27 protein-coding genes are annotated in these 22,618 nt (G+C 63.6%); 15 read left to right on the top strand and 12 right to left on the bottom strand.

The annotated features are described in order from the left end of the window. The 4 genes from FJ960_RS22700 to FJ960_RS22685 all read left to right on the top strand — a co-directional run bounded on the left by FJ960_RS22700 (position 1) and on the right by FJ960_RS22685 (position 2,233). A complete protein-coding gene (locus FJ960_RS22700) occupies positions 1-759 on the top strand; it encodes a F0F1 ATP synthase subunit A (RefSeq protein ID WP_027142301.1) in 759 nt (252 codons plus the stop codon). Positions 760-844: 85 nt separating this feature from the next. Further along, on the top strand, positions 845-1,069 hold the full coding sequence (locus FJ960_RS22695; protein ID WP_013896722.1) for a F0F1 ATP synthase subunit C: 225 nt from the start codon (positions 845-847) through the stop codon (positions 1,067-1,069). Between the two features lie 62 nt (positions 1,070-1,131). Next, a complete protein-coding gene (locus FJ960_RS22690) occupies positions 1,132-1,731 on the top strand; it encodes a F0F1 ATP synthase subunit B (RefSeq protein ID WP_140507881.1) in 600 nt (199 codons plus the stop codon). A 10-nt stretch (positions 1,732-1,741) separates the two neighbouring features. Further along, on the top strand, positions 1,742-2,233 hold the full coding sequence (locus tag FJ960_RS22685; RefSeq protein WP_140716911.1) for a F0F1 ATP synthase subunit B: 492 nt from the start codon (positions 1,742-1,744) through the stop codon (positions 2,231-2,233). Between the two features lie 117 nt (positions 2,234-2,350). Here the strand turns inward: FJ960_RS22685 and FJ960_RS22680 are convergent, their stop codons facing one another. Together FJ960_RS22680 and FJ960_RS22675 are read right to left on the bottom strand one after the other, a co-directional pair. After that, positions 2,351-3,055 (bottom strand): ribonuclease HII, encoded by a 705-nt coding sequence (locus FJ960_RS22680; RefSeq protein WP_140716909.1) that lies wholly within the window; start codon positions 3,053-3,055, stop codon positions 2,351-2,353. Positions 3,056-3,207: 152 nt separating this feature from the next. Next, positions 3,208-4,362 (bottom strand): PA0069 family radical SAM protein, encoded by a 1,155-nt coding sequence (locus FJ960_RS22675; RefSeq protein ID WP_140716982.1) that lies wholly within the window; start codon positions 4,360-4,362, stop codon positions 3,208-3,210. Positions 4,363-4,513: 151 nt separating this feature from the next. Here FJ960_RS22675 and FJ960_RS22670 point away from each other — a divergent pair, with 151 nt between their 5' ends. Further along, the gene (locus FJ960_RS22670) at positions 4,514-5,041 is read left to right on the top strand and encodes a glycosyltransferase (RefSeq protein ID WP_140716907.1); all 528 of its coding nucleotides are present in this window, start codon (positions 4,514-4,516) and stop codon (positions 5,039-5,041) included. 31 nt (positions 5,042-5,072) lie between these two features. On the opposite strand, the gene moaB is transcribed toward FJ960_RS22670, so the two are convergent. The 6 genes from moaB to FJ960_RS22640 form a co-directional block, all read right to left on the bottom strand. Then, positions 5,073-5,627: a molybdenum cofactor biosynthesis protein B gene (moaB, locus tag FJ960_RS22665; protein WP_140716905.1), complete on the bottom strand. Its 555-nt coding sequence runs from the start codon at positions 5,625-5,627 to the stop codon at positions 5,073-5,075. 1 nt (position 5,628) lies between these two features. Further along, entirely contained in the window at positions 5,629-6,516 is an 888-nt protein-coding gene (locus FJ960_RS22660; protein WP_140716903.1) for a 4-(cytidine 5'-diphospho)-2-C-methyl-D-erythritol kinase, read from the bottom strand. Positions 6,517-6,542: 26 nt separating this feature from the next. After that, a complete protein-coding gene (locus FJ960_RS22655) occupies positions 6,543-6,728 on the bottom strand; it encodes a membrane protein (RefSeq protein ID WP_027142309.1) in 186 nt (61 codons plus the stop codon). An 83-nt stretch (positions 6,729-6,811) separates the two neighbouring features. Continuing rightward, positions 6,812-7,675, bottom strand: a complete 864-nt coding sequence (locus FJ960_RS22650) for a S49 family peptidase (protein WP_140507976.1) — start codon at positions 7,673-7,675, stop codon at positions 6,812-6,814. Positions 7,676-7,752: 77 nt separating this feature from the next. After that, positions 7,753-8,553, bottom strand: a complete 801-nt coding sequence (locus FJ960_RS22645; RefSeq protein WP_140716901.1) for a methyltransferase — start codon at positions 8,551-8,553, stop codon at positions 7,753-7,755. After that, positions 8,553-8,777, bottom strand: a complete 225-nt coding sequence (locus FJ960_RS22640) for a DUF2007 domain-containing protein (protein ID WP_027142312.1) — start codon at positions 8,775-8,777, stop codon at positions 8,553-8,555. Before FJ960_RS22640 ends, FJ960_RS22645 begins: the two co-directional genes overlap by 1 nt. A 189-nt stretch (positions 8,778-8,966) precedes the next feature. On the opposite strand from FJ960_RS22640, the gene FJ960_RS22635 reads away from it, so the two are divergent. From FJ960_RS22635 to FJ960_RS22615, 5 genes are all read left to right on the top strand, one after another. Then, complete coding sequence (locus FJ960_RS22635) at positions 8,967-9,983, top strand: polyprenyl synthetase family protein (protein ID WP_140716899.1); 1,017 nt, start codon at positions 8,967-8,969, stop codon at positions 9,981-9,983. A gap of 107 nt (positions 9,984-10,090) precedes the next feature. After that, entirely contained in the window at positions 10,091-10,759 is a 669-nt protein-coding gene (locus FJ960_RS22630) for a GntR family transcriptional regulator (RefSeq protein WP_140507868.1), read from the top strand. A gap of 106 nt (positions 10,760-10,865) precedes the next feature. Continuing rightward, the gene (locus FJ960_RS22625) at positions 10,866-11,459 is read left to right on the top strand and encodes a biotin transporter BioY (protein ID WP_140716897.1); all 594 of its coding nucleotides are present in this window, start codon (positions 10,866-10,868) and stop codon (positions 11,457-11,459) included. Then, positions 11,456-11,905 (top strand): DUF1284 domain-containing protein, encoded by a 450-nt coding sequence (locus FJ960_RS22620; RefSeq protein WP_140716895.1) that lies wholly within the window; start codon positions 11,456-11,458, stop codon positions 11,903-11,905. Before FJ960_RS22625 ends, FJ960_RS22620 begins: the two co-directional genes overlap by 4 nt. A gap of 142 nt (positions 11,906-12,047) precedes the next feature. Beyond that, entirely contained in the window at positions 12,048-13,823 is a 1,776-nt protein-coding gene (locus FJ960_RS22615; protein ID WP_140507973.1) for a tetratricopeptide repeat protein, read from the top strand. Positions 13,824-13,921: 98 nt separating this feature from the next. Here FJ960_RS22615 and FJ960_RS22610 read toward each other — a convergent pair whose 3' ends face one another. Then, complete coding sequence (locus FJ960_RS22610) at positions 13,922-14,383, bottom strand: GNAT family N-acetyltransferase (protein WP_140716893.1); 462 nt, start codon at positions 14,381-14,383, stop codon at positions 13,922-13,924. A 198-nt stretch (positions 14,384-14,581) separates the two neighbouring features. Here FJ960_RS22610 and FJ960_RS22605 point away from each other — a divergent pair, with 198 nt between their 5' ends. After that, a complete protein-coding gene (locus tag FJ960_RS22605) occupies positions 14,582-15,526 on the top strand; it encodes a glycine--tRNA ligase subunit alpha (RefSeq protein WP_140716891.1) in 945 nt (314 codons plus the stop codon). A gap of 3 nt (positions 15,527-15,529) precedes the next feature. Here FJ960_RS22605 and FJ960_RS29570 read toward each other — a convergent pair whose 3' ends face one another. Beyond that, on the bottom strand, positions 15,530-15,706 hold the full coding sequence (locus FJ960_RS29570; RefSeq protein WP_181165842.1) for a hypothetical protein: 177 nt from the start codon (positions 15,704-15,706) through the stop codon (positions 15,530-15,532). A 194-nt stretch (positions 15,707-15,900) separates the two neighbouring features. Here FJ960_RS29570 and glyS point away from each other — a divergent pair, with 194 nt between their 5' ends. After that, positions 15,901-18,351 carry a glycine--tRNA ligase subunit beta gene (glyS, locus tag FJ960_RS22600; RefSeq protein ID WP_140716889.1) on the top strand — a complete coding sequence of 817 codons (2,451 nt, stop codon included), beginning with the start codon at positions 15,901-15,903 and terminating at the stop codon, positions 18,349-18,351. Between the two features lie 176 nt (positions 18,352-18,527). Beyond that, positions 18,528-18,827: an ATPase gene (locus FJ960_RS22595; protein WP_140716887.1), complete on the top strand. Its 300-nt coding sequence runs from the start codon at positions 18,528-18,530 to the stop codon at positions 18,825-18,827. Positions 18,828-18,905: 78 nt separating this feature from the next. Here the strand turns inward: FJ960_RS22595 and FJ960_RS22590 are convergent, their stop codons facing one another. Next, complete coding sequence (locus tag FJ960_RS22590; RefSeq protein ID WP_140716885.1) at positions 18,906-19,292, bottom strand: hypothetical protein; 387 nt, start codon at positions 19,290-19,292, stop codon at positions 18,906-18,908. 140 nt (positions 19,293-19,432) lie between these two features. Further along, positions 19,433-19,879 carry a hypothetical protein gene (locus FJ960_RS22585; RefSeq protein WP_246672908.1) on the bottom strand — a complete coding sequence of 149 codons (447 nt, stop codon included), beginning with the start codon at positions 19,877-19,879 and terminating at the stop codon, positions 19,433-19,435. Between the two features lie 166 nt (positions 19,880-20,045). Here FJ960_RS22585 and FJ960_RS22580 point away from each other — a divergent pair, with 166 nt between their 5' ends. Continuing rightward, a complete protein-coding gene (locus FJ960_RS22580; RefSeq protein WP_181174291.1) occupies positions 20,046-21,008 on the top strand; it encodes an L-threonylcarbamoyladenylate synthase in 963 nt (320 codons plus the stop codon). Between the two features lie 21 nt (positions 21,009-21,029). Next, entirely contained in the window at positions 21,030-22,460 is a 1,431-nt protein-coding gene (locus FJ960_RS22575; RefSeq protein WP_140716879.1) for an FAD-binding oxidoreductase, read from the top strand. Positions 22,461-22,618: the final 158 nt, after the last annotated feature.

Raw genomic sequence — 22,618 nt, 5'->3', positions numbered from 1 at the left:
GTGGCAGCTGACAAGGTCGATCCGATCCACCAGTTCCATATCAACAAGCTGATACCGATCGAGATCGGCGGCTATGACCTGTCTTTCACCAATTCCGCCCTGTTCATGGTCGCCACCGTCGTCGTTGCCGCGGCGTTCCTGTTCCTGACGACGTCGAGCCGCAGCCTGGTTCCAGGCCGACTGCAGTCGGTCTCCGAAATGGCTTACGAATTCGTCGGCAACATGCTGCGCGACGCCGCCGGCACGCAGGGCATGAAGTTCTTCCCCTTCGTGTTCTCGCTGTTCATGTTCGTGCTGGTCGCCAATCTGCTCGGCCTGTTTCCCTATTTCTTCACTGTCACAAGCCACATCATCGTCACCTTCGGCCTCGCGGCCCTGGTGATCGGAACCGTGGTGGTCTACGGCTTCATGAAGCATGGTCTTGGTTTCCTCAAGCTGTTCGTGCCGCATGGCGTGCCGGTGTTCCTGCTGCCGCTGGTGGTGCTGATCGAGGTCATCTCCTTCGTGTCGCGCCCGGTCAGCCTCTCGGTTCGTCTGTTCGCCAACATGCTTGCCGGCCACATCACTCTCAAAGTGTTCTCTGGGTTCGTCGTCAGCCTCTCCGCGCTGGGCGCGGTCGGTGTGGCGGGTTCGATCCTGCCGTTGGCGATGGCGGTGGCGCTGACGGCGCTTGAACTGCTGGTCGCTTTCTTGCAGGCCTACGTCTTTGCCGTGTTGACCTGCATGTATCTCAACGACGCCCTGCATCCCGGGCACTGAGGCCAAGAGTTCCGGCCCAAGAGTTTCCAACATTGGTGCCGGATGAAATCGCAACGGAATTTTCAGATCCAAAGGAGTTGAACAAATGGACGCAGAAGCAGCAAAGTACATCGGCGCCGGCATCGCTTGCCTGGGCATGGGTGGCGCGGGCATTGGCCTGGGCAACATCTTCGGCAGCTACCTCTCGGGCGCGCTGCGCAACCCGTCGGCTGCCGACGGCCAGTTCGGCCGCCTGATTTTCGGCTTCGCCGTGACCGAAGCTCTGGGCATCTTCTCGCTTCTCATCGCGCTGCTGGCCCTATTCGGCTGAGTACTGAGAAGATTGGACAGGCCAGCCGCGCTAGCGGCGGGCCTGATATCTGGGGATAGTCCATGTTCGTGACATCTGCCTTCGCGCAAGAGTCCGCGCCATCAGCCGACACCAGCCACGCTGCGACCGGAGGCGACACGCATTCCGGCACCAGCGTGCCTGCCGAAGCGCACGGCACGTTTCCGCCATTCAATCCGGAGACGTTTCCGTCGCAGCTTCTGTGGCTGGCGATCACGTTCGGGCTGTTCTACCTTTTCCTGAAGCGGGTCGTAATGCCGCGCGTCGGGGGCATCATCGACGTCCGCAACGACCGCATCAGCCAGGATCTCGACCAGGCAGCCAAGTTGAAGGGCGAGGCAGACGCCGCCGTTGCCGCTTACGAGCAGGAACTGGCTGAAGCCAAGAAGAACGCCAACTCGATCGGCCAGCAGGCCAACGATGCGGCCAAGGCGGAAGCCGAGACCGCGCGCAAGAAGATCGAGGCCGCGCTCGACGCCAAGCTTGGCGAGGCCGAGGCACGCATTGCTTCCATCAAGGCCAACGCCATGAAGGAAGTCGGCAGCATCGCCGAGGACACCGCTTCGGCGATCGTCGAGGCACTGGTTGGCGGCAAGACCAGCAAGGCCGAGATCGCGGCCGCGGTCAAATCCGTGGCCCGGTGAGGAGCGCATCATGGACGCTACATCTCTCGCAACGCTCTGGGCCACGATTGCCCTGATCATCTTCCTGGGCATCGCCGTCTATATCAAGGTGCCCCGCATGATCGCCAAGGCGCTCGACGCCCGCGCCGCCAGGATCAGCAGTGAACTCGACGAGGCACGTAAGCTGCGCGAAGAAGCCCAGCAACTGCTCGGTCAGTACAAGAAGAAGCGCAAGGAAGCCGAGCAGGAAGCTGCCGACATTGTCGCGGCCGCAAAGCGCGAGGCAGATCTGCTGGCCGCCGATGCCCACAAGAAGACCGAGGATTACGTTGCCAGGCGCACCGCGCTTGCGGAGCAGAAGATCGGCCAGGCCGAACGCGAAGCGATCGGCGAAGTGCGTGCCAGCGCCGTCGACATCGCTGTCGAGGCGGCACGCGCATTGCTCGCCACCAAGGTCGATTCCAAGGCCGGAGCCGACCTGTTCAGGTCCGCGCTGCAGGATGTGAAGGCGAAGCTGAACTGAGCTGAACGACCAATATTGAAGAGCCGCCGGGCAACCTGGCGGCTTTTCTATGCGGTGCGCCAACGCTGCCAATCTCCCCCACAACGGGGGAGATCGACCGACACCGCTGCCGTCGTTTTACTCCAGCCCGGCGAAGCTTTCTTCTTCTTCTTCTTCCGTCACCTCGGCGCCGCCCAACCGGAACGGCGCAAACGAGGTGCGGTGCAGCCGAGCGACGGGGCCATGCGCCTCGATCGCCGTACGGTGCCGGACCGTGGCGTAGCCCATATGGACTTCGAAGCCGTAGCGATCGTGATGATTGCCGCAGCCGCACATCATGCGGTCGCGCATGACCTTGGCCACGATCGAGGCTGCGGCGATCGACTGCGAGCGCTGGTCGCCCTTGATCAGCGCGCGCCCTTCGCAGGGCAGTCCCGGCGGCACGTCGCGCCCATCCGCCAGCGCGAGCTTTGCCTGGATGGGCAGCCCGACAAGTGCGCGGCGCATCGCTTCGAGGCTCGCCTTGAGGATGTTGCTGCCATCGATGCCTTCGGCGCTGACCGACGCCATCGAGACGCCGAGCGCGGAGCCGATGATGCGCAGAAACAGCGCTTCACGCTGCAAGTGGCTAAGCCGTTTGGAATCGTCGAGCCCTTCGGGAATGTTGGCGGGGTCGAGTACCACTGCCGCCGCGACCACCGGCCCGGCCAACGGGCCACGGCCGGCCTCGTCCATCCCTGCGACCGGCCACATGCCATCGGCCATCGCCTTCGTCTCGAAGGAGAAATCGGGTTTCTCGACGATTTCGAAGAGAAGCGGAGAATCAGAACGCGCGCGAGCCATGTTGCGGCGAGGTTCGCATCGGCTCTGATTCTCCGCAAGTCCCTCCGGGTCGGGTGGGGCGCCGGACCGGGAGGGCACCGTCTGCAGGCCGGGGCAGGCCGGACGGGATTTTTTTGCCACGGCGGTAATGAACAGCCGCGGTGTTTTCGGCTTCAGAGCAGCATCAACTGCTCCTGGTCCTTACCGGCCGCGACGAACTGGTCGGTTCGCAGCGTGCGCCGTTCGGCATTGAGGCCGAGCCGCTTGGCGGTGATCTCGAAGCGCCGGCCGATCTGCCAGGCATAAGGTCCGGCGCCCTTCATGCGCTTGCCCCACTCCGAATCGTAGTCCTTGCCGTCGCGCATCGAACGGATCAGCGACATGACGTGGCGATAGCGGTCGGGATAGTGGCGCAGCAGCCAGTCCTTGAAAATCGGGCTGACCTCCAGCGGCAGGCGCAGCACCACATAGCCGGCCTCGCGCGCACCGGCATGGTGTGCCGAGTCGAGGATGCGTTCCATCTCCTGGTCGGTCAGGCCCGGAATGATCGGCGCCACCATCACCGAAGTCGGGATACCGGCATCCGAAAGCTGCCTGATCGCTTCCAACCGCTTGGTCGGGGTCGATGCGCGGGGTTCCATCGTCCTGGCCAGCATGCGGTCAAGCGTCGTCACCGACAGCGCCACCTTGGCGAGCCCGCGCTCGGCCATGCGCGACAGAATGTCGATGTCGCGCACCACCAGGGCTGACTTGGTGACGATGCCGACCGGATGACCGCGTGCCTCCAGCACTTCGAGGATTTCGCGCATGATCCGGTACTGCTTCTCGATCGGCTGGTAGGGATCGGTGTTGGTGCCGATGGCGATGGTGCGCGGTTGATAGCCATCCTTCGACAACTCCTTGTCGAGCAGGCGTGCCGCATCCGGCTTGGCGAACAGCTTGGATTCGAAATCCAGGCCCGGCGACAGGCCCATGAACGAGTGCGTCGGCCGCGCGAAGCAATAGACGCAACCGTGCTCGCAACCGCGATAGGGATTGATCGACCGGTCGAAGGAGATGTCGGGCGATTCGTTGCGGGTGATGATGGTGCGCGGCTTCTCCACCTGCACCTCGGTCTTGAACGGGGGCAACTCCTCCAGCGAACTCCACCCATCGTCGAAGACATGCCGGCTGACAGGTTCGAACCGGCCAGACGGATTGATGCCCGCCGATCGGCCACGGTTGCGGTCCGGACGGACCCGCATGCCACTCTGCTCGATCATCGCGTTGGCCATCTCGGCTCGTCCTGCTCCGAAGGCCGCAATATCGGCGCGCATGATCGGTTCCATCTTCGCCCGCTCCCAGGGACTGTCCATGTTGTGTCGAATCGCTCTGCTCATGAAATTATTCCTATTTTATTGATGAGAACAAATCAAGAACTTTTCTATGGCGCGATGCAAAAACTGGCGTCGGTCAGTGGTTTCCGCTATTCGGCTCACGATGCTCAGTGTTCTCATCGAAACGCATAATGACGAGGAGGGTCTCGCCCGCACGCTGGCGACGCTGATTGGCGGCGCGGTCGAGGGCGTGGTGCGAGAGGTCGTCGTCTGCGACACCGGCTCCACCGACCACACGCATCGTGTCGCCGAGCATGCCGGCTGCCACTATGTGGGGAGCGGCGGCATCGCCGCCGGCATCCGCCAGGCCAAGGGTGACTGGCTGCTGTTTCTCGAACCGGGTGCGAGGCTGGTAGAGGGCTGGATCGACGCGGTCGTCGCCCATACGGCCAGGCAGACCATGGCCGCCCGGTTCGCGCGGGCGCGGGGCAGCCGTACGCCGTTCCTGGCTAGGGTCTTTTCCGCAAACCGTGCTCTCGCCGACGGACTGGTGATCAGCAAGCGGCAGGCGGCATCTCTGGCCAAGACTGCCGGCAGCGCCGAGGCGTTGGCGCGCGGTCTGGCGACTAAGAAGCTCGACGCCGAGATCTGGGTGGCGCCACCGAGGCAGGCGCAGCGCTCTCCCAGTTGATTTTTGCAGCTGCTCTGCGTGGCGTTGCTTTTTAAGGGGCCGATTTGCCGCGCTGCAGATGTTCGTCCAGGCGCGGCATGATCTCGACGAAGTTGCAGGGCATGTGCCGATAGTCGAGCTGTGCCTTGAGGATGCCGTCCCAGGCATCCTTGCAGGCGCCGGGCGAGCCCGGCAGCACGAAGACGAAAGTGGCGTTGACGACGCCGCCGGTCGCCCGGCTCTGGATCGTCGAGGTGCCGATCTTGTCGTAGGAGATGCGGTGGAAAACTTCCGAAAAGCCATCCATGCGCTTTTCGAAAATCGGCTCCAGCGCCTCGGGTGTCACATCGCGGCCGGTGAAACCGGTTCCACCGGTGGTGATCACGACGTCGATGGCCTTGTCCCGCGACCACGCCAGAACGGTGTCACGGATTTTTTCGCGGTCGTCGGTGACGATATCCCGGCCGGCCAGGATGTGGCCGGCCTCGGTGATGCGATCGGCCAGCGTCTGGCCGGATTTGTCGTTGGCGAGGCTGCGTGTGTCGGAAACCGTCAGCACCGCGATGCGCACCGGAATGAAGGCACGGCTCTCGTCAATCCTGGCCATCTCACTCAGCCTCCGATGCAATGCTGCGTGTTGCCGCGACGAACCAGTCGGGCTGGCGGCTGCGGATCTCGGCCGCCGCGCGCTTGGCGACATTGCCGGTCTCGAACAGGCCGAAGCATGTCGCGCCAGATCCGGACATTCGTGAAAAACCCGATCCGGCCTTATCAAGCCATGAAAGCGCCCTGCCTATGGCGGGCCGCATCGCAAGGGCCGCAGGTTCGAGATCGTTGCGGGTGATCTCCAGCCAGTTGCGCAGGCTGTGAAACTCGATGCTGCGCGGCAGCGGCGGCAGTGGCCCATTGTCGCGCTGGGACAGTGCTGCGAAGATTTCCGTCGTCGAGACCGGCGTGCCCGGATTGACCAGCACCAGACCCAGCGCCGAAAAATCCGGCACCATCGACAGCTCCTCACCGATGCCGCGCGCCACCAGCGGCTTTGCCGCCAGGCACATCGGCACATCGGCGCCAAGCGAGAGACCGATCCGCGCCAGCTCGGCGCTATCGATGTCCAGCCCCCAGCTGTCGACCAGCCCGCGCAGCACGGCCGCCGCGTCGCTCGACCCTCCGCCCACGCCGGACGCGACTGGAAGGTTCTTTTCGAGCCTGATGATCACGGGCGGCGTGCTCCGAAAACCGGTGGCCTGCCGTAACGCGTCGCGTGCCTTGAGCACCAGATTGTCGCCATCGGGCGGAACGTCCGGCGCGTAGCGGCCGGATACGGCGAAGTCGTCGCCTTCAGCCGGCGCGATCTCGATCCTGTCGCCAAAGCGCGTGAACACAGCCAGGCTTTCGATGAGATGATAGCCGTCGGGGCGCCTGCCGGTGACGTGCAGGGCAAGGTTTATCTTGGCGGGTGCTGCCCATGTCCGGACATGCGGACCGGACTCCACAGTCTCGATTGCGAGTGAAATGAGGGTCAGTCCTTGGCCAGCCGGTATTCGCCGGTCTTCGGATCCTTGACCAGCGTTCCCATCGCGCCGTTGGCTGCCTGCTTTTCGGTCCGCCGTACCTTGGCCGTCACGCGCTCAGCCTCGCGCAGGAAGGTGCGGTAGCCGAAATAGGCGGCGATGCCGACGACGGCGAAGAAAATAAGTTGCGGCATGTCAAAACTCCTACCACGCTGGGCCGGTAAGGGCGGCCGGTCGGGTCTTTCGGGCAACCATGCTAGACGCTTTCACGGCTTTTTCAAAGCCCGAAGCGCGCCCACAATGCGCGCTCTTCCGCCGCATCGATGACGCCGCTGGCCGCTGCCGCGGCGATATCGGGCGCTGAAAAGCCCTTGCTCGAGCCGAACAGGCCGAAGCGGCCGAACAGACCGCGCGGCGCCGTTATCAGCTTGAGCTGGGTCTTCGGCCCGAAGCGGGTCTTCAGTACCGTGCGCATGTCGCCGAGCGCATCGACGAGGCCGAGTTCCAAGCCTCTCTTGCCGGTCCAGAACAGTCCGGTGAACAGCTCCGGATCGTCCGCCAGCTTCGTGCCGCGCCGCTCCTTGACCAGATCGATGAAGGTCTCGTGCACTTCGAGCTGCAGCACCTTCAGCCGCTCGACGTCTTCCTTTTTCTCAGGCTTGAACGGATCGAGCACTGCCTTGTTCTGGCCGGCGGTGTGGACACGGCGCTCGATGCCGATCTTCTTCATCAGTTCCGGGAAACCGAACGAGGCCGACACCACGCCGATCGATCCGACGATGGAGGAGGGGTCGGCGAACACCTCGTCGCCGGCGACAGCGATCATGTAGCCGCCAGACGCCGCGACATCCTCGACGAAGACAAGCACCTTTTTGTTCTTCTCGACCGCAAGGTCGCGAATTCGCTTGAAGATCAGCCGCGACTGCACCGGGGAGCCGCCGGGGGAGTTGATCGAGATCGCGACTGCCGGCGCGTCGAAGGAAAACGCCTTTTCGATCAGCCCAGCGGTGGAGGCAAGCGACAGGCTCGGCCGGAACGGACCGCCGCCGGCCATGATGGTGCCGTGCAGCCGGATGACCGGAATGGTGTCGACGGTGGAGCGCCAGGACTTCGGCAGCAGACGGTTGAAAAGACGTTTCACGATGAAGTGGTCTCCGGCGATGGTTGCAGGCATGTAGTGATTTCCCGGCCAACGGCAATGTTCAGGCCGCGAACAGCTCAGTCTCCGAACAGCGAGGCGAGCCCGTTGGTTATCATTTCGCTGCGCTCGTCGGGGCCGTTGCCCGATCGCGCGTGAAGCATCAGGGGCGGACGGATGGCGAGCTTTCCCCGCGCCCCAAGCGCCGCCCGCACGACAATGCGGATCGCCGCCGCGTCCGGGCGAGGGTGCACGGCGAGCATCTCGGCTTCACCGAAGCGGCCTGAAATCGCGTCGAGAATGGAGCCGAGCTGTTCGGGCCGGGCGATCACGGCAAGCCCGCCGCGCGGCCTGACAACCGCTGCCGCACTGCGGATCCAGTTTTCGAACAGGCCATCCTCCATGACATGGGCGTCTTTTCGCAGGCGGTCCGATGTGGCGCGGTCCCGTGCGGCGTTGAAAGGCGGGTTCATGATGACGAAGTCGAAATCATTGTCGGCAAGGCCGGCGGCGGCCCGGGCCCGGCCCGAAACGGTGACATCGGCGACAAGCACGGCCGCGCGATCGCTGAGATGCGCATTGCCGGGATGGGCAAGCGTGGCCGCCGCGAAGGCAGCCATCTCAGGCGCGCGTTCGACCAGCACAGCCTGGGCGTCCGGACAGCGCGACAGCACTGCCAGACCGGCAGCACCGGCGCCGGCCCCGAAATCGGCGAGCCGCCCGCCAAACGAGGATGGCACCGATGCGGCCAGCATCATCGCATCCATCCCGGCGCGATGGCCGCCATGCTTGGGCTGCACGAGCCAGAACCGGCCGCGGTGGAAGGCATCGACCGTATGGGCCGGCATATCCGTGTCAAGGGTGGCTGGCGCGGCGGACATTATTTCTGGCGGATCTCGTTGGCGATGCCGGCGTCGGTCAGGATGCGTCGCGCTGCGTCGGCCTGGTCGGCGTCGACCATGACGCGCCGCGGCAGGATGCCGAGCGAGCCGTCGAGCACGCTCATATTCTGGTCGGCGACGAAGCAGCCGATGCCGGCGTCGCGCATCAGCGATTCGACAAACGAGATGATGACGGCGTCGTTGGTGCGGATTAGCTCTATCATCGCAAGAAACTCGCAGGTTGCAGCATGCATGTAAACGTGTGGCCGCGCTCCCGCATTTGCCGACGTTGACAGGTTGTCGTCGCCGCCGCGCCAATTCGCCACTTGCCGTGGCCGTGCCCGCCGCCCTAGAGTCCGTGCCGGGACTAAGGGTGCCGTCGCACGCGTTATACCAAGACGGGAGTGATTGTCGTGGGTGTCGTTCTCAACATCGAAAACGGGAAGCGGGAGCCCGCCTCCATCCAGGATTTGATCGATCTGACGGCGGCCGATATGGGGCGCGTCAACAAACTGATCCTGTCCAAGGCCGGCTCCGACGTCGAGATGATTCCCGAAGTCGCCAACCATCTGATCTCGTCCGGCGGCAAGCGGCTCAGGCCAATGCTGACGCTGGCTGCGGCGCAGATGTTCGGCTATGCCGGCGAGGGCCACGTCAAGCTCGCCACTTCGGTCGAGTTCATGCATACGGCCACGCTTCTGCATGACGACGTTGTCGATGAAAGCGGCATGCGGCGCGGCAAGAAGACCGCCCGCATGATCTGGGGCAACCAGGCCAGTGTGCTGGTCGGTGACTTCCTGCTCGGCCAGGCCTTCCGCATGATGGTCGATGTCGGCTCGCTCGAAGCGCTCGACATCCTGTCGAGCGCCGCCTCGATCATCGCCGAGGGCGAGGTCATGCAGCTTGCCGCCGCCAAGAACCTCGAAACCACCGAGGACGAGCACTTCGCCGTCATCAAGGCGAAGACCGCAGCGCTGTTTTCGGCCGCCGCCGAGGTTGGCCCGGTTATCGCCCAGGCGACCCGCAACGATCGCGCTGCGCTGCGCTCCTACGGAATCAATCTCGGTCTTGCCTTCCAGCTCATCGACGATGCGCTGGACTATGGCGGCACCAGCAAGGATCTCGGCAAGAATGTCGGCGACGATTTCCGCGAGGGCAAGGTGACCTTGCCGGTCATCCTCGCCTACCGGCGCGGCAGCAAGGCCGAACGCACCTTCTGGAAGCGTGCCATCGAGGACAATGTGGTCGACGACGCCGGGCTGGAAAAGGCGATCGGCCTGATGACCCGCCACGGCGCCATTGCCGACACGATCGGGCGCGCCCGCCATTTCGGCGAGATCGCCCGCGACGCCTTGGCGCCTCTGGAAGAGACGCCGCAGAAATCGGCGCTGATCGACGTCATCGATTTCTGCATCAGCCGGGTGAACTGAGGCGACCGGCTTTCGCTGGGCTTCCCGGGGCTGCGCCAGTGAAAAGACGCCTGTGAATTCGACCTGCCGTCTCGACAAGCCGCCTTGCCGCAAATTATCTATAAATCATGGCAAAGGGCACGGACGACACCATAGCGGTGCGCATCAGCAAGGTATTGGCGGATCGCATCATTTCCGGCGCGATCGAGCCGGGGGCGAGGCTGCGGCAGGATCATGTCGCCGAGGAATTCAACACCAGCCATGTTCCCGTGCGCGAGGCCTTCCGCCGCCTCGAGGCGCAGGGGCTCGCCGTCAGCGAGCCGCGCCGTGGCGTGCGCGTGGCGGCCTTCGATCTGGGTGAGGTCAAGGAGGTCGCCGAAATGCGGGCGGCGCTCGAAGTGCTGGCACTGCGCCACGCCGCGCCGCATCTGACCTCGGCCATTCTCGACCAGGCCGAGGAGGCGACCAAGGCCGGCGACAAATCCCGCGATGTCAGGTCGTGGGAGGAGGCCAATCGCGCCTTTCACCGGCTGATCCTGGCGCCATGCGGCATGCCGCGCCTGCTTGCCACCATCGACGACCTGCACGCGGCAAGCGCGCGCTTCCTGTTCGCGGCATGGCGCTCGGAGTGGGAGACGCGCACCGATCAGGACCATCGGGCGATCCTCAGCGCCTTGCGGCAGGGAAATACCGAATCGGCCGCGGCAACACTGGGACGGCATGTCCAATGGATTGGCCGCAAGCCGGTCAGGACAGCGTCCGGCGCCACGCGCGAAGCCTTCGCGATCGTGGGTTAGGGTCCTTTTCCCGAGCCCGGGCTTGCTATCAGTTCAAAAATGTGGATTCGATAATAGATCGAACGCAGAAATTATCTATAATTTTGGATCGACCAAAGGGAAGCCTATGACCAACCTCGCATTCTCGTCCGCCAGACCATCCTTCAGCCCGCTGCGCCTTCAGCAGCGATCGCTCGGCTGGCAGGCCGGCGCCGTCGTGCTCGGCACGCTCTTCCTTGCGCTCTCCTCCTACATCGAGGTGCCGATGGTGCCTGTTCCCGTGACCATGCAGACCTTCGCGGTAACGTTGATCGGCGCGCTCTATGGCTGGCGGCTTGGCGCGGTGACGATCGCCGCTTGGCTGGTCGAAGGTGCTGTCGGCTTCCCGGTCCTGGCCGGCGGCGCTGCCGGCATACAGCATTTCGTCGGCCCGACGGGCGGCTATCTCTTTGCCTTCCCCATCACCGGCGCGCTGGTCGGCTGGTTGGCCGAACGCGGCTGGAACGGCAACAGGGTTTTGCTTGCCTTCGCCGCCATGCTGCTCGGCAACGTCGCCTGCCTGGCTCTCGGTACGGCCTGGCTTGCCGTCATGATCGGCGCCGAGAAGGCCATCACCTTCGGCTTCGTGCCGTTTATCGTCGGCGGGTTGCTGAAGTCGGCGCTTGGCTCCGCGACACTGATGGCGCTCCCGCGCGGCAAGATGAACTTGCCGAAGCCGTGACGATCAGGCTTCGCGCCCATCATCTCCTTTGCCTGCTCACCTATGTGGGCAAGGGATACAGCCCCGCCTTCATCGCCAATTATGACGGGATCGCGGAGCGCCTGAGCCGGGGCGAGGACATCCTCCTCGTCTCCGGCCCGGACGACATCTGCGCCCCGTTGCTTGGCGAGCCGGAACCGCACTGCTTGCGCGACAGCGCGGCCGGGCGGGACCGGCAGGCCGGCGATGACGTGGAAGCGCTGCTGGCTCGGCCGATCCGGGACGGCGTCCGCCTCGATCTCGATGCCGCGACCCTGATGCGGCTGCGGCTGGCGTTTTCGGCCGGCCACGTGCGCAAGGCATGCGGGGGCTGCGAATGGAGCGGGCTGTGCGGCACGGTGGCAAGTGACGGCTATCGCGATACGCGGTTGCAACGGCCCGTTAAGACGCAAAACTGTCCCTTTTAGCCATGGTTTGTTAATCGGGTGACCCGATTGTGAATTTCGGGCGGATTGAAGCGCGACCCCAAAAAGGCCATGCTTTGCCTGGAAGATCGAGTCTGGGTCGATCCCGCTGACGCGGAGATGGCGCCTGGCTGAAAGGGATATGATGCAGCAAGGACGTGCGCGCTGGCTGACAAGGCTGGCAATTGTGACGGGCATGGCGATCTCGGCTTTGCCGGCCTATGCCAAGCAATCCACCGAACCGGTCAAGATCTCGTCGTTCTCGGGCGCTTATCTGGCTGCCCGGATCGCCGAGGGCGACAACGACCTCGACAGCGCTATCGCGTACTACAAGCAGGCCTTGGCCTTCAATCCGAGCGACACCGCACTGCAGCAGAGCCTGATGCTATCGTTGATCGCGCAAGGCCGCTTCGACGAATCGCTGGTCTATGCCGACAAGCTCAAGGAAGTGCCCGATGTGGAGCGCTTCTCGCGCCTGGCGCTGGCCGTCGATTCCTTCCACAAGAAGGATTTCACCAAGGCGCAGTACTGGCTCAAGCTGTCGCTGGAATCCGACCTCGACCGGCTGATTTCCGGCGTCATGTCCGGCTGGGCCGAACAAGGTGCCGGTCAGGCCAGCGAAGCGATGGCTTCGATCGACAAGTTGCAGGGGCCGGATTGGTTCGGCCTGTTCAAATCCTTCCACCGCGCCCTGATCGCCGATGCGTCTGGTATGCCCGAAAAGGCCGAGGCGATCTACGCGGCGACGATGCAGGATACCACGGCCGGCGGTGCGGCACCTGAAACCTGGATGCGCAACGCGCAGGCCTATGCATCGTTCCTGGCCCGCAAGGGTGACAAGGCCAAGGCGATCTCGGTGCTCGACCAGGCAGAGGCGTTCTCGCCGGGCAAGCTGGAAATCGTCGCCTTGCGTGACAGGATCAGCAAGGGCGAGAAGATTGCGCCCTTCGTTTCCGGTCCGTCCGACGGTGCTTCTGAAATCCTGCTCGATCTTGCCACCGCGCTCAATCGTGGCGGCGGCGAGCCATTCGTGCGCCTCTATTTGCAATATGCTTTAGCCCTGAAGCCCGACAGTGACGCGGCCCTCGTGCAGCTCGCCGCCGTCGCCGAACAGCTGAAGGACGGGGAGGGCGCCATCGCGCTCTATCGGCGCATCCCGGACTCTTCGCCGCTGAAGGAGATTTCGGACCTGCAGCTTGGCCTCAACCTTGCCGACCTCGACCGCCATGACGAGGCGATCACGCATCTGAAGGCCTTCGTCGAGGCCCATCCCAATGACATGCGCGCCTATCTGGCGCTCGGCGGAGTCTACTCCTCGAAGGATGATTTCCGCTCCGCCGCAAATCTCTACGACAAGGCCGTCGAGGCGCTGAAGACGCCAACCGCCGCCAACTGGAACATCTTCTATCAGCGCGGTATCGCCTATGAGCGGCTGAAGGAATGGCCGAAGGCCGAGCCGAATTTCCGCAAGGCGCTGGAATTGCAGCCGGATCAGCCGCAGGTGCTGAACTATCTCGGCTATTCCTGGGTCGACATGAACACCAACCTGAAGGAAGGCCTGGAGATGATCCAGAAGGCCGTCGATCTCAGGCCTAGCGACGGCTACATCGTCGATTCCCTGGGTTGGGCCTATTTCCGCCTCGGCCGCTTCGATGACGCCGTGCGCGAGATGGAACGCGCGGTCGCGCTGAAGCCGGAAGATCCGGTTCTGAACGACCATCTCGGCGACGCCTATTGGCGCGTCGGCCGCAAGCTGGAAGCCACCTTCCAGTGGAACCAGGCCCGCGACCTGAAGCCCGATCCCGATGTGCTGGCCACCCTGCAGCAGAAGCTGATGAAGGGCCTGCCGCCGATCGAATCCAACACGGCGCAGGAGACCCCGAAGGTCAAGCCGGAGCCGGTTCCGGCCCCCAAGGGCTGAAAATCGCCTTTTTTGGAATGCGAACGGGGCTCTCAGGGCCCCGTTTTCGTTGATATCCGTTCCGCTCAAAAATGCCTGCCGGCGCGCCGGAAAGGTCCTCAGAACATCTTACGATAGACGACGAAGCCCGAGCGTTCGCCGACCGTGTCATAGAGCTTCATTGCCGTGTGATTGGTTTCATGCGTCAGCCAATATACCCGGCCGGAACCGGCCGCCTGGGCGCGCTCGTAGACGCCTTCGATCAGCGCCCGGCCGATGCCTTTGCCGCGCGAGCCCTCGTTGGTGAAAAGGTCCTGCAGATAGCAGTTCGGCGCGATCGCCGTGGTGCTGCGGTGGAACAGGTAATGGACGAGGCCAAGAAGCTGGCCCCCGCTCTCGGCGACCAGCGCATGGACCGGCTCGTAGGCGTCGAAGAAGCGCGACCATGTCATCGCGGTGATGTCGCTTGCCAGCGCCGTCTCGCCCGAACGGCCATAGAACGCATTGTAGCCGTCCCACAGCGGCATCCATCGGTCGTAATCCTGGCGCGTAACGGGGCGGATGGTGATCGGGTTGGACATGGCTGAACCTGCTGTGCTTGAAGCGGACGCTTTGTTGGATCGCGGAGCGTGGCGGCGAGCAATGGGCCAGTCGCACGCAAAGTTTTCAACATCGCCCGGCATGCTCACGACGGCCCGTATCGGACGCGCCTTGCTTGACGCTTCGCCGCCGTGTCTCTAGGACGTGGCCGCAAGCTAGCCCGTGTCGCCGAGGCCACCGTGACGATTGAAATATCAGCCCATATGCATCCCAGCCGCTCCTTCCAGGGGCTGATCCTGACCTTGCACAATTACTGGGCGGCTTATGGCTGCGTTATCCTGCAGCCCTATGACATGGAGGTCGGGGCCGGCACGTTTCATCCCGCAACGACGCTGCGCGCGCTCGGGCCCAGGCGCTGGAACGCCGCCTATGTCCAACCATCGCGACGTCCGAAGGACGGCCGCTACGGCGAGAACCCCAATCGGCTGCAGCATTACTATCAGTACCAGGTGATCCTGAAGCCCAACCCGCCGAACCTGCAGGAGCTTTACCTCGGCTCGCTTGCGGCGATCGGCGTCGACCCGTTGCTGCACGACATCCGCTTCGTCGAGGACGACTGGGAAAGCCCGACGTTGGGCGCCTGGGGCCTTGGCTGGGAATGCTGGTGTGACGGCATGGAAGTGTCGCAGTTCACCTACTTCCAGCAGGTCTGCGGCATCGAATGCGCGCCGGTCGCGGGCGAACTCACCTACGGCCTGGAGCGCCTGGCCATGTATGTGCAGGGCGTCGACAATGTCTACGACCTCAACTTCAACGGCCGCGAGGGCGCCGACAAGGTCACCTATGGCGATGTGTTCCTGCAGGCCGAGCAGGAATATTCGCGCCACAATTTCGAATACGCCAACACGGCGATGCTGCTCAGGCATTTCGAAGACGCCGAGGCCGAGTGCAAGGCGCTGCTCGAGGCCGGCGCGCCGGCCTCAAACGACAATCTGCCGATGCACGAGATGGTCTTCCCGGCCTACGACCAGTGCATCAAGGCGAGCCATGTCTTCAACCTGCTCGACGCGCGTGGTGTGATCTCGGTCACCGAACGGCAGAGTTACATCCTGCGGGTGCGCAATCTGGCGAAAGCCTGCGGCGAGGCGTTCTTGAAGACGCAAGCCGGTGGCCTGGCGACCTGAGTCTCAACCGCCGTTGATCATTTCGAGGGAAGCGTTGATCGGCGGCAGGATCTGGCCGCTCGGACCAGCCATCGTCCGCAGCGCCTGCCGCACGCCCGGCATCGAGAAGGCGCCGTGAGCCTGCGCGGCGAAGCAGGCGCTGAGCGCGAGGATCTGAAGAAGTCTGGATGCCGTTTTCATGATCGTTCAGCCAATAGTTCCCTGCCTGAGCGTGGGTCGCTTCAGCGCTGCGTTCGGTTCATGGAAATCTTTGATCCAAGGACGGGCCGGATCGCCTCATCCCGACAGGAGGGTCAAAATTTCCGGAAAGGGTGACAGCGGCCAGCCGAGTTGCTATGCCCCGCGCGGACCCTTTTGCCGCGTGAGCCCCAACCATGCCTGACCTGCTTCTAGAACTTCGCTCGGAAGAGATTCCCGCTCGCATGCAGCGCAAGGCGGCGGGTGATCTGAGGAAGATGCTGGCCGACGGTCTGGTCGAGGCGGGGCTGACCTACGAGGCGGCGCGTGAGTATTGGACGCCGCGGCGCCTCACCCTCGATATCCGTGGCCTCAACGCACGCTCGAAGGATACTCACGAGGATATCAAGGGGCCGTCGACATCGGCGCCTGAACAGGCGGTCCAGGGTTTTCTGCGCAAGGCCGGGTTGTCTTCGATCACCGAGGCGCATGTCCATTCCGACCCGAAGAAGGGCGACTTCTATGTCGCGCACATTTCGAAGCCGGGCAGGGCGGCCGAAGAGATCATCGCCGGTCTGGTGCCAGATATCATCCGCACTTTCCCCTGGCCGAAATCGATGCGCTGGGGGCCGGCCTCGGCCAAGCCCGGATCACTGCGCTGGGTGCGGCCGCTGCAATCGATCCTGTGCACCTTCGGCCCCGAGACCGAGGAGCCGGTCGTGGTCGATTTCGAGATCGACGGCATTCGCTCGGGCAACATCACCTATGGCCACCGCTTCCATGCGCCGGGCGAAATCACCGTGCGCCGCTTCGACGACTATGTGTCGAAGCTGGAGGCGGCCAAGGTCGTGCTCGATGCAGACCGGCGCAAGGAGATCATCCTCGCCGACGCCCGCAATCTCGCTTTCGCCAATGGGCTCGACCTGGTCGAGGACGAGGGGCTGCTTGAAGAAGTGTCGGGGCTGGTCGAATGGCCTGTCGTGCTGATGGGCGAGTTCGAAGAGGCTTTCCTGGCCATTCCGGCGGAAGTGATCCGGCTGACCATCCGCGCCAACCAGAAATGCTTTGTGACGCGGCCGCAGGGCGAAGGCGAGGCGCTCTCCAGCCGTTTCATTCTCACCGCCAACATCGAAGCCAGTGACGGCGGCAAGGAAATCGCGCACGGCAACGGCAAGGTGGTGCGCGCCCGCCTGTCCGACGCGCTCTATTTCTGGAAGACGGACCAGGGCGATCTGCCTGATCTCGAGCAACTCCGGGCGTCTGCGGAAAAATTCGGCCTCGACCTGAAGAAGCCGCTCGACCAGCGCATGGCTCGCCTCGACCATCTCAATGTCACCTTCCACGCCAAGCTCGGCACGCAGGGCGAGCGGGTGGAGCGGATTGCCCGGCTGGCGCAAGAATTGGCGCCGATCGTCGGCGCCGATCCCGCGCTGGCGCGTCGTGCGGCTGTCCTGGCTAAGGCTGATCTCACCACGGAAGTGGTCGGCGAGTTTCCCGAATTGCAAGGCGCCATTGGCCGCAAATACGCGCTGCTGCAAGGCGAGGACGCTTCGGTCGCAGCGGCGGCGGAAGAGCACTACAAGCCGCAGGGCCCGTCCGATTATGTGCCGGGCGACCCGGTGTCGGTCGCTGTCGCGCTCGCTGACAAGCTGGACACGCTGGTCGGCTTCTGGGCCATCGACGAAAAGCCGACGGGATCGAAGGATCCGTACGCGCTGCGTCGATCGGCGCTGGGCGTGGTCAGGATTTTAGTCGAGAATGGGGTGCGATTGCGACTTGAAACGAATTGGCACAAGGCGTGGCTTCGGGTTTTCTGGCAGATCGTTGACCAGAGATACCGCCCAATATTTGAGAAATTCATTGAGCTTGGCCGTATTCTTCCGATGTCTTCCGCAGGGGATTGGAAATTCGATCAAGTCGCAGCCATTTTAGCCGAAGACAGAGCATTTCTGATGGAATGGGCAGACAGATTTAATGCTGCAGAAGCAGACCTCCTCGCCTTCTTTCACGAGCGCTTGAAAGTTTACCTCCGCGATCAAGGCGCGCGGCACGACCTTATCGACGCGGTGTTGTCGGCGGGTTCGCGCCCAATCTCCCCCCTAGTGGGGGAGACATCGGCGAAGCCGACAGAGGGGGGCGCTGTCCCGTTGACCTCTCATACTGTCGCGCCCCCCTCTGCCCTGCCGGGCATCTCCCCCACAAGGGGGGAGATTGGCCAATCGCAGTCCGACGACCTCCTGCAGATCGTGCGCCGCGTCGAGGCGCTTGGCAAATTCCTCGACACCGAGGACGGCAGGAACCTGCTCGCCGGCACCAAGCGTGCCGCCAATATTCTGGCCGCCGAGGAGAAGAAGAAAACGGCCGTCGCAGAAACCGTTGAGCCGGCGTTGTTCCGGCAAGATGCCGAGAAATCGCTGTTTGCGGCGGTGAATCAAGCCGAGAAGCAAGCCGGCGAAGCGATTCAAAACCAAGACTTTTCCGCTGCCCTGCTGGCGCTTAGCGTGTTGCGTGAACCCGTTGATTCATTCTTCGAGCATGTTCTCGTGAATGATGAGGACTTGTCGGTACGTGCCAACCGTCTTGCGCTGCTCGCCCGCATTCGGACCGCTACCGGCCAGGTCGCCGATTTCTCGAAAATCGCCGGCTGAAAAACATGATCCCGAAAAGTGGGCACCGGTTTTCGGACAAGTTCATGCAGGGATAAACCGGGCTGTAGGCCCACGAAAAATATCTTCCAGCCCGCCGTTCGAGCCGGCTTACAGTCATATGACGATGATCTCTCCGTGGCAAAAGGGACATGTTCCCCAACCCAACGGAGGCTTCCATGAATTCCGATCACGAAATCGAAGTGACAGAAGAAATCTCGGCGCCCGCCGAGGCGATTGAATCCGCTTCCGAAACCGCCCTCGATCATGCCGCCGCCGCCACGTTCGAAGCCGCGGATCTGTCTGATGAAGACGAGGATGGCGATGACAAAGATGGCGATGATGAGGACGGCGAAGAGTCTGACGAAGACGACGCCGATGACGCTGTGAAGGCCGAAGGCGACGACGCCGAGGGCGAAGAAGAATCCGACGACGGCGAGTCCGACGAAGAAGACGACGACAAGGAAGAAGCGGCCTGATTTCAGGTGACAGGTTTTCTCGAGGAATGGGCGGTGCTTTGGCGCCGCCCTTTTTGTTGTCTTTTCAAACTGATTTGATCAGTTCTCCAGAATGCTGACGCGCACGCTGTTTTCATAGACGTCGATCTGGATCAGCGGCTCGCCGTTGACGATGGCGCGCTTGGTCGAGGAACTCATCGCGCCGGGGCGCTCCAGCATGCGTTGCAGGTCGGCGCGCTGATCGTTAGTCCTGAACCAGGCATCACCCTCGTCGTCGCTGTCGCGGCGATGGAATTTATGCCAGTTGGCGCGGTCCTGCCGCACCATCTGCGCAGCGCCATCCAGCACATAGCCGTCGCTTGCCTGGTGATCGCGATCGGAAATGCGCGCGACATAGGACCCCAGCATGTCGTCCGCATGAGCCGCGCCGCCAAGCAATGACGCCAGCAGAAGCCCGGCCACTGTAACGGTCTTCGATTTTTTCATGAGCAACCCCCTTGCCTTGAACAATGCAATCCCGTCTGCCGAAACCGCTACGCCGGACGAAATTTGCCTGACAATGGTGCGCAGCGCGCCAGACCGCCGTCAAGCAGCCGAGCATTTGACTGCCCGGTTTGGCGAGGTCGCTATTTGACCTTGCCGGCTCCCGAAGCGGGCTGTCGGGCTGCCGGCCGTGGTGCGGCTGCCGCCGGTGCCGCTGCTTTCCCTTGCACTGCAGGCGCGGGGGCGGCCGAGGCGGTCGCCGTGGCGGGGACGGTTGCCGCTGCCGGGGTTTTGGCCTGCACCGGTGTCGAGAAGGCGCCGCCGACGACCCCGCCGCGAATGATCATCGGGCTCTGCGGGAAGACGTGCCTCGCCTCGGCCTTGTCCGGGATTGCCGCCACCTTTTCATCGGTGACGTCAGGCTCGCCGAGCGCAACGACGGATATCACGTCGCTCGCCTTGCCGTCGGCGGCCTTCAGCGCAAGGATGGAGGGCGTCGAGGCAGGCGCGCTGGGAAAGACCAGCGACGAGGCCTGAGCCCCGCCAGCCGTAGCAGCCAGACTGATAGCAAGCGTTCCCCAGATACGCATAGACACTGACATAGCTCCCCATTGCCCAGAAGCCGCACGATAGTGCCCGGCGATTGATACCGGCTTTCATAGAAACATAGCATTTTAGGAATTGACGAATTGCCAATGCCCGCTTGCCCCGGCGGCGCTGTCGTACTACGCAGCCGGCATCCGCGAGGTGACGAGAGTGGCTGAAATACTTGCCGTCGGCGAAGCGATGGAACCGGCGCTGGCGCTGCTTGAGGGCGGCGATGTCGTCGCCATTCCGACCGAGACCGTCTACGGGCTGGCCGGCGACGCCACCAACGGCATTGGCGTGGCGCGCATTTTCGAAGCCAAGGGGCGGCCGCGTTTCAATCCGCTGATCGCCCATGTCGCCGACATGGCGATGGCCGAGCGCATTGCCTCGTTCGATCCGCTTTCGAAGAAGCTCGCGCTTGCCTTCTGGCCGGGTCCGCTGACGCTGGTGCTGCCGCAGCGCTCCGGCAACGGCATTCATCCGCTGGTCACCGCCGGGCTCGACACGATCGCCTTGCGCATGCCGAGGGGTTTTGGCGGTGACCTGATCGCAAGGCTTGGCCGACCGCTTGCGGCACCGAGCGCCAATTCATCCGGCAAGATCAGCGCGACGACGGCGCAAGCCGTTGCGGCGGACCTCGGCGCCCGCATCAAGCTGGTGGTCGATGGCGGCGCCACACCGGTCGGGCTGGAATCGACCATCGTCAAGGCCGAAGGCGAGAGATTGCACCTGCTTCGGCCCGGTGGCATTGCCGCAGGGGAAATCGAGGCGGCCACCGGCATCGACCTGCTGCGCGGCGGCGCTGCCGGCGTCGAAGCGCCGGGCATGCTGGCCTCGCACTACGCGCCGGGTGCCGCGGTGCGGCTCAATGCGCGGGCGGTCGGCGAGGGCGAAGCGCTGCTCGGCTTTGGCAGCCAGAGAGCGGAAGGCTGGCGCGGCGCAACCGCTTTCCTCAACCTGTCGGTTTCAGGCGACCTGCGTGAAGCGGCAAGCAATCTCTTCGCCTACATGCAGGATCTCGACCGCAGCGGCGCGTGCACCATCGCGGTCGAGCCGATACCCTTTGACGGCCTCGGCGAGGCTATCAACGACCGGCTCTCCCGTGCCGCCGCTCCTCGTGACAATGCATAGCCCTCGACGTAGTTTTGCCAGATGACCGAAACTGCAAAGACACTCGATCCCGCTCTCGTCGATCGTTTCGCGGCGATCGTCGGCGACAAATATGCGCTGCGCGACCAGCAGGACATCGCACCTTATCTGATCGAGCGACGCGGCCTCTGGCATGGCGCGACGTCCCTGGTGCTGCGGCCGGGCAGCGTCGACGAGGTCAGCCGGATCATGCGGCTGGCGACAGAGACCAGAACGCCAATCGTGCCGCAAAGCGGCAACACCGGGCTGGTCGGCGCGCAGGTGCCGGACAAATCCGGCCATGAAATCGTCCTGTCGCTGTCACGGCTGAACCGCATCCGCGAGATCGATGTCTTGTCGAACACGGTCACGGTCGAGGCCGGTGTCATCCTGCAGACCTTGCAGGAAGCGGCCGACGCCGCCGACCGGCTGTTCCCGCTCTCGCTCGCCGCGCAAGGCTCCTGCCAGATCGGCGGCAATCTGTCGTCCAATGCCGGCGGCACCGGCGTGCTTGCCTATGGCAATGCGCGCGAACTCTGCCTCGGCGTCGAGGTGGTGCTGCCGACCGGCGAGGTCTTCGACGATTTGCGCAAGCTGAAGAAGGACAATACCGGCTACGACCTGAAGAACCTGTTCGTCGGCGCCGAAGGCACGCTCGGTATCATCACCGCCGCCGTGCTCAAACTGTTTCCGAAGCCGAAGGGGCGCGACGTCGCCTTCGTCGGCCTGTCGTCGCCCGAGGCCGCTCTTTCCCTGTTCAGCCTGGCCATGGACCGCGCCGGGGCAGCGCTCACCGCCTTCGAACTGATCGGCAAGCGGCCATACGATTTCACGCTGGTGCATGCCCCGGGCGTGACGCGGCCGCTGATGGAGGATTGGCCCTGGTATGTGCTGATGCAGATATCGTCCGGCCGCTCATCGGAGGATTCTCGGGCGCTGATCGAGGACGTGCTTTCCGCGGGCCTCGAGCAGGAATTCGTCGGCGACGCGGTCATCGCCGCCAGCCTCGGGCAGGGCGACGCCTTCTGGGATTTCCGCGAGCTGTTGCCCGAGGCGCAGAAGCCGGAAGGCGCTTCGATCAAGCACGACATTTCAGTGCCGATCGCATCGATACCGCGCTTCATCGCGGAGGCCGCTGGCGCGGTAGCCTCGGTCAGTGCTGGCGCCAGGGTTGTCTGTTTCGGCCATATGGGAGACGGCAACCTCCACTATAACATCTCGCGGCCCGTCGACGGCGACGACGAGGCATTTCTGGCGCTCTATCATGCCATGAACAAGGCCGTGCATGACGTGGTGCGCAGCCTGCATGGTTCGATCTCGGCAGAGCACGGCATCGGTCAGTTGAAGCGCGATGAACTGATCGCCACCGCGCCGCCGATGGCCATCGATCTGATGCGCCGGGTAAAGGCTGCCTTCGATCCGGCCGGCATCATGAATCCTGGTAAGGTTATCTGATCCTTTCAACATCTTGTGGCTGGTGGCATTCCGATAACCATCCCTGAGATCAGCAAAATTTAACCGACTTTCTTAAGCGCGGCGGTAAGGAGCCGGCGCTACTGTTTCCCCATAACGAGGCCGGGAAAACTGGCCCGGAGGGAACCGGACACCGGCTC

The sequence above is a fragment of the Mesorhizobium sp. B2-3-11 genome (assembly GCF_006442215.1).
In the GTDB taxonomy this organism is placed as follows: Bacteria; Pseudomonadota; Alphaproteobacteria; order Rhizobiales; family Rhizobiaceae; genus Mesorhizobium; species Mesorhizobium salmacidum.
The sequence above is the reverse complement of the archived record's forward strand: the minus strand, read 5'-3'. Positions and strand labels throughout refer to the sequence as shown.

Coding starts and splice junctions, on each gene's coding strand:
- FJ960_RS22625 (WP_140716897.1), top strand. CDS start 10,866: ATGACCAACCTCGCATTCTCGTCCGCCAGACCATCCTTCAGCCCGCTG.
- FJ960_RS22610 (WP_140716893.1), bottom strand. CDS start 14,383: ATGTCCAACCCGATCACCATCCGCCCCGTTACGCGCCAGGATTACGAC.
- FJ960_RS22640 (WP_027142312.1), bottom strand. CDS start 8,777: ATGATAGAGCTAATCCGCACCAACGACGCCGTCATCATCTCGTTTGTC.
- FJ960_RS22595 (WP_140716887.1), top strand. CDS start 18,528: ATGAATTCCGATCACGAAATCGAAGTGACAGAAGAAATCTCGGCGCCC.
- FJ960_RS22675 (WP_140716982.1), bottom strand. CDS start 4,362: ATGGAACCGATCATGCGCGCCGATATTGCGGCCTTCGGAGCAGGACGA.
- glyS (WP_140716889.1), top strand. CDS start 15,901: ATGCCTGACCTGCTTCTAGAACTTCGCTCGGAAGAGATTCCCGCTCGC.
- FJ960_RS22585 (WP_246672908.1), bottom strand. CDS start 19,879: ATGCGTATCTGGGGAACGCTTGCTATCAGTCTGGCTGCTACGGCTGGC.
- FJ960_RS22685 (WP_140716911.1), top strand. CDS start 1,742: ATGGACGCTACATCTCTCGCAACGCTCTGGGCCACGATTGCCCTGATC.
- FJ960_RS22670 (WP_140716907.1), top strand. CDS start 4,514: ATGCTCAGTGTTCTCATCGAAACGCATAATGACGAGGAGGGTCTCGCC.
- FJ960_RS29570 (WP_181165842.1), bottom strand. CDS start 15,706: ATGAAAACGGCATCCAGACTTCTTCAGATCCTCGCGCTCAGCGCCTGC.
- FJ960_RS22590 (WP_140716885.1), bottom strand. CDS start 19,292: ATGAAAAAATCGAAGACCGTTACAGTGGCCGGGCTTCTGCTGGCGTCA.
- moaB (WP_140716905.1), bottom strand. CDS start 5,627: ATGGCCAGGATTGACGAGAGCCGTGCCTTCATTCCGGTGCGCATCGCG.
- FJ960_RS22645 (WP_140716901.1), bottom strand. CDS start 8,553: ATGTCCGCCGCGCCAGCCACCCTTGACACGGATATGCCGGCCCATACG.
- FJ960_RS22630 (WP_140507868.1), top strand. CDS start 10,091: ATGGCAAAGGGCACGGACGACACCATAGCGGTGCGCATCAGCAAGGTA.
- FJ960_RS22615 (WP_140507973.1), top strand. CDS start 12,048: ATGCAGCAAGGACGTGCGCGCTGGCTGACAAGGCTGGCAATTGTGACG.
- FJ960_RS22575 (WP_140716879.1), top strand. CDS start 21,030: ATGACCGAAACTGCAAAGACACTCGATCCCGCTCTCGTCGATCGTTTC.
- FJ960_RS22690 (WP_140507881.1), top strand. CDS start 1,132: ATGTTCGTGACATCTGCCTTCGCGCAAGAGTCCGCGCCATCAGCCGAC.
- FJ960_RS22655 (WP_027142309.1), bottom strand. CDS start 6,728: ATGCCGCAACTTATTTTCTTCGCCGTCGTCGGCATCGCCGCCTATTTC.
- FJ960_RS22695 (WP_013896722.1), top strand. CDS start 845: ATGGACGCAGAAGCAGCAAAGTACATCGGCGCCGGCATCGCTTGCCTG.
- FJ960_RS22680 (WP_140716909.1), bottom strand. CDS start 3,055: ATGGCTCGCGCGCGTTCTGATTCTCCGCTTCTCTTCGAAATCGTCGAG.